Origin of the sequence: Promineifilum sp. (SeqCode) (assembly GCF_041918635.1) — a bacterium.
Taxonomy (GTDB): domain Bacteria; phylum Chloroflexota; class Anaerolineae; order Promineifilales; family Promineifilaceae; genus Promineifilum.
The window spans coordinates 1-4,938 of the sequence record NZ_JAYRVJ010000431.1 but is presented as its reverse complement, the minus strand read 5'-3'; the positions used below and the strand labels follow the sequence as shown (position 1 = coordinate 4,938).

Annotated in this window: 3 protein-coding genes; 1 reads left to right on the top strand and 2 read right to left on the bottom strand. The window is 68.5% G+C overall.

All coding sequences use genetic code 11. From position 1 onward, the window contains the following. On the top strand, nucleotides 1-2,622 hold a 2,622-nt coding region (locus tag ACE3UY_RS13410), incomplete at its 5' end, for an O-antigen ligase family protein (protein WP_374688014.1). On the opposite strand, the gene ACE3UY_RS13405 is transcribed toward ACE3UY_RS13410, so the two are convergent. Together ACE3UY_RS13405 and ACE3UY_RS13400 are read right to left on the bottom strand one after the other, a co-directional pair. Next, on the bottom strand, nucleotides 2,612-4,036 hold the full coding sequence (locus tag ACE3UY_RS13405) for a TrkH family potassium uptake protein (RefSeq protein WP_374688013.1): 1,425 nt from the start codon (nucleotides 4,034-4,036) through the stop codon (nucleotides 2,612-2,614). The two genes, ACE3UY_RS13410 and ACE3UY_RS13405, sit on opposite strands and share 11 nt — an antisense overlap. After that, nucleotides 4,029-4,703 (bottom strand): TrkA family potassium uptake protein, encoded by a 675-nt coding sequence (locus ACE3UY_RS13400; RefSeq protein WP_374688012.1) that lies wholly within the window; start codon nucleotides 4,701-4,703, stop codon nucleotides 4,029-4,031. The genes ACE3UY_RS13405 and ACE3UY_RS13400 overlap by 8 nt, the downstream gene beginning before the upstream one ends. Nucleotides 4,704-4,938: the final 235 nt, after the last annotated feature.

Below are 4,938 nucleotides of genomic sequence, written 5' to 3'. Positions count from 1 at the left end.
TGGGGCGGCCGGCCGGTCAACCCCGGCGAGTATGCCGCGCTGTTGACGGCGGCGGCGGCGGCCATCCGTGGGGCCGACGCCGACGCGGTCATCGTCGCCGCGCCGCTGGCCCCAACCAGCGAGACGGGGCCGGATAACCTGTCCGAGCCGCTCTTCCTGCAAGGGCTGTATGAGGCGGGCGCGGCCGGCGCTTTCGACGTGGTCGCCGCCAAGCCCTACGGCTTCGACACCGGCCCCGACGACCGGACAGTCGACGCCGCGCGGCTCAACTTCAGCCGGCCCATCCTGCTGCGCGAGCTGATGGAGGCCCAGGGCGACGGCGGCAAGGCCATCTGGGCCGGCAACTGGGGCTGGAACAGCTTGCCCGACGGCTGGAGCGGATCGCCCTCCATCTGGGGCCAGACGACGGAGGAACAGCGAGCGGCGTGGACGACGGCGGCGTTGGAACGGACGCGGCGCGAGTGGCCGTGGATGGGGGTGATGTTCCTGGAGAACTGGCAGCCCGACGCCGCGGCCGACGATCCGCGCTGGGGTTTCAGCATTGCCGGGCGAGCGACGGCCGGCGCGCTGGCCGACTACCTGGCCGCGCAACCAGCCAACCTGGCCATGCCCGGTTTCCACCTGGCCGCGCCGGACGATCCTGCCCAGCACTTTGAGGGGGCGTGGGAGTTCTCGCCCGAGTTCGGGGCCGACATCGGCCAGACGGGCGACCGCGTGACGTTCACCTTCTGGGGCACGGGCATCGGCGTGCGTGTGCGCCGGGCCGACTTCCGCGCCCGGCTCTACGCCACGGTGGACGGCCAACCGGCCAACGCCCTGCCGCGCGACGAGAGCGGCGCGATGCTCGTCCTGACCTCGTCCGATCCGGCCGAGGACTTCATCACCACGGAGTGGATTGCCCGCGGCCTCGCGCCCGGCCTCCACACGCTGGAACTTGTCGCCGCGCGCGGCTGGGATCAATGGGCGTTGAATGGCTTTAGCACCAGCTATCGCCCACCGCAGGCGACCCGCGTCCGGCTGACGTGGGGGTTGACGATACTGGCGTTGCTTTCAGTGGGTGTGGCGGTCGTCGCTTCCCGGCGCGCCGCGTGGGGCGCGGCCGGCGCGGAGCTGGCGCGCACCTTCGACCGCCTGAGCGACCGCGCCCAACTGGCGCTGACGGCCGGGGCGGCGGCGCTGGTGGGGCTGACCGGCTGGCTGACCTGGGGTCAGGACGCGCTGGGCATCTACCGGCGGCTGGGTGACGGCGGCCAATTGGCGGCCACGGCCGCGGCGGCGACCGTTTTCTACGTGACACCGTCAGTCGCGATCTACGGACTGGCGCTGGTGGTTCTCTTCGCGTTGTTGGTGTTGCGCTCGGCATGGGGCGTGGCGCTCATCGCCCTGACCATGCCCTTCTACGTGCCGCCGCTGCCCAAGCCGATAGTCGGCTATCGCTTCTCGCCGGTCGAGATCTTCACGCTCCTGACGGCCGCCGCCTGGCTGACGCGCGCCGTGCTCGACGCAGGGCGACCGCGGCCGGCGGGGACGGTTCGTTCGCGGGATAAGAATCCCGCGCCACGCGCTGATTGGGCGGTGTTGGCCTTCACGCTCGTCGCCACGGCGTCGCTCTTCTTCACCGCGCGGCGCGATGTGGCCCTGACCGAGTGGCGCGTGGTCATCGTCGAGCCGGCGCTGTTCTATCTGCTACTGCGCGCCGTCCGGCTCCGCGGCCGGGAGGTATGGGTTGTGCTCGACGCCTTTGTCCTGAGTGGGGTTGTCGTCGCGGTGTACGGGCTGTGGCAGTACGCGACCGGTCAAGACCTGATCACGGCCGAGGGCGGCCTGCTGCGGCTGCGCTCTATCTACGGCTCGCCCAACAACGCTGCTCTCTACCTCGACCGGCTGCTGCCCCTTTTGGCGGCCCTGTGGCTGCTGGGCAGCCGGGCCGTCCACGGGCGACGGCGGCTCCTCTACACCGCGGCCCTCGTCCCAGTCGGCCTGGCGCTGCTGCTGACCTTCAGCAAGGGAGCGCTCTTCCTCGGCGCGCCGGTGGCGTTGCTGGTCGTCTTCTGGGTGTGGCAGCGGCGGGCGGGACGGCGGACGTGGCCCTGGGTCGTTGGCGCGTTGGGCGCGGGGGTTGTGGCGCTGGCTGTGGCCGGGCGGGTTCCGGCGCTGGCCGCCCGGCTAGACCTGTTCGGGACGACGGGCGTTTTCCGGGTCAACCTGTGGCGGGCGGCGCTGAATGTGGTCGCCGACCACCCTCTATTCGGCGTCGGGCTAGACAACTTCCTCTATGCCTATCGCGGGCGCTACATCTTCGACGCCGCCTGGCAAGAGCCGAACCTCAACCACCCGCACAACGTCGTCCTCGACTTCGCCAGCCGGCTGGGCTTGCTGGGGCTGCTGGCCGGCGGCTGGATGGTTTGGGAGGGGGGCCGGGCGCTCTTCCGCGCGGTGAGACGGGCCGACGCCGAGTGGTTGCCGGTCGCCGCCGGCCTGAGCGGGGCGCTGGCGGCCATGCTGGCCCACGGCCTGGTCGACCACAGTTTCTTTCTGGTCGATCTGGCTTTCGTGTTCTACCTCATCCTGGGCATTGCCGTCTGGCTCAACGCGAACCCATCTTCCGAACCTACCCCATGAGGATGCGCTCTTCAGGGTAGCTCACTGCGGCCGGCGTGTTCGGCCGGGCGAGCGCGACGATGATGGTCAGCGTGCCGAGCCGCCCAAAGAACATTAAGCCGGCGATCAGCAGTTGGCCGAACAGGTTCAACTGCCCCGTCAGGGCCAGCGAGTAGCCGCTGGTGCTGAAAGCGGACACCGTTTCCACGAGCGCCATCACCAGGCTGACGTTCTCATGGGTGTAGAGCAGCAGCCAGGTCACGACGGCGATCACCATCGCCGCTCCCGTGACGATGGCGACCGCTTTATAGACCAGTTCGAAGGGGATGATGCGCCCGCCGGCCCTGATCTCGGCATGGCCGCGAATGAAGCTCGCCATCGCCAGCACCAGCACCGCGAACGTGCTGGTGGTGATGCCGCCGCCCATCGACGCGGGGGCCGCGCCGATGAACATCAGGACAATGAGCAGCAAACCGTTGGCCGGTTCCAGCTGGCTGAAGCGCGCCGACACGACGAAGCCCGACGTCCGGCTGGCGATCGAGTGGAAGAACGATAGCAGCCACAACCGCCCGACGCTCTCATCGCTGAACACCCCGCGGAACTTCAGTTCGGCCAAAAAGAAGAGCAGCGTCCCGACGATGATGAGCACGAGAGATGTAACGAGCGTCAGGCGCGTGTGCAGCGAGAAGCGCCGCCGTCGCCGGTAGAGCAGCACGTCGGAGATGACGGGGATACCGATTCCGCCCAGGAATATCAGCGAGGCCAATGTCAGTAGGGTGAGGGTATCGGTCGGAAAGCCGGCGGGGGCGGTCGGCGAGCCAGCGAACAGGTCAAAGCTGGCGTTGGTGAAGGCCGAGACGGAATGGAAAATAGCGTAGTAAGCCGCCCAGCCGGCCCCGAACTGCGGCGCCCAGTTCAGCCACAAGACCAGCGCGCCCACAGCCTCGATTGCCAACACGGCCAGCAGCAAGCGCGTGGTCAGGCGAAGGATTTGGCCGGCCGACACCAGGCCCAGCGAGTCGCGCAGCGATAGCCGCTCGGCAAAGGTCACCCGCTTGCCGACCAACCGGAAGACGGTGACGGCCGTGACCATGAAGCCAATGCCACCCAGTTGCATGAGCAGCAACAACACAATCTGACCGAACAGGGACAGGTCTTTGCCGGGCGTGATGACGCTCAGCCCCGTCGTGGCGACGGCCGACACCGCGGTGAAGAACGCTTCGTTCAGCCGCAGTGGCCGCTCTGCCCCGCTGATGGGCAAGGCCAGCAGCACCGTCCCCAACGCGGCCAGGGCGGCCAGGCCGCCGATGAGGCTCAGCCCGCGCTCGGCCTGGGCCAACCGCGGCGCGCGCGTGCGGAGCGAGACGATCCGGGTCAGCGGGCGACGCGGCGTCCCCAAGCCGCCGGCTTCGTTGCGCGGCGGACGATCAGACACGGTTACCGAACTCTCCCAGCAGCGCGGCGATGGCCTGTTCCGGGCCAGCCAGCAGCAGTTCGTCGCTGTGGGAGACGGGCGTCTCCGGGCCGGGATTGTAGATGGCGTCGCGCCCGACGAGGAGCAAGACCTGAAGCGCCTCGCCGTGGGGCGCCATCAACTCGCCGATTGTGCCCACGTAGCCGGCGCGCGGCTGCCATTTGACGACCAACTGATTCGCCAGCCGCAGACGGTCGGCCCTAACGTTCTGATTGGTGAGTTGGTAAGCCACGGCCCGCGCCGACTCGATGGCCGGCGTCATCACCTCGTCGGCCCCCACCCGCAGCAAGGCGCGCCGGTCGCGCTCCGACTGCGCCTCGCACACCACCCGCCTGATGCCCAACTCTTTGAGCGTCAAGGTGGTCAGGACGGCCTGGGCCAGGTCGCCGCCGATGGCGACGATGGCGGTGTCGAACGCATCCAGGCCAATGGAGAGCAGCGTCTCGTAGTCGGTGGCGTCCAGAACCACCAGATCCTGGATATTGTCGGCCAGCCGCTGAACCGTGGCCCGATCCCGGTCGATGCCCAGCACTTCGTGGCCCAACGCTTGCAAGGCAAGGGCCAGATTCTCCCCGAACGAGTCGAGGCCGATGATGACGTATTCCCTTTTCGCTTGTTTACGCGCCATTGAATCCGTTGCCCTCGCCAATCCTGTTTTCTCCAGCTCTGGGAGCGCGCCCGTCTGAGAGGATGCTGAACCGGCGGCGGGCGCGCTTGGGCCGGGGGCAGGAGTACGCTACAATCCAACGGTCTTGGCGACCTCGCCACCGGATACGCATGCGAAAATACCGGCTGCCGCTGCTCCTCGGCCTGCTACTGGCAGGAATTATAACAGTGTGGTTACTGCCGTCTATACTGCGGGC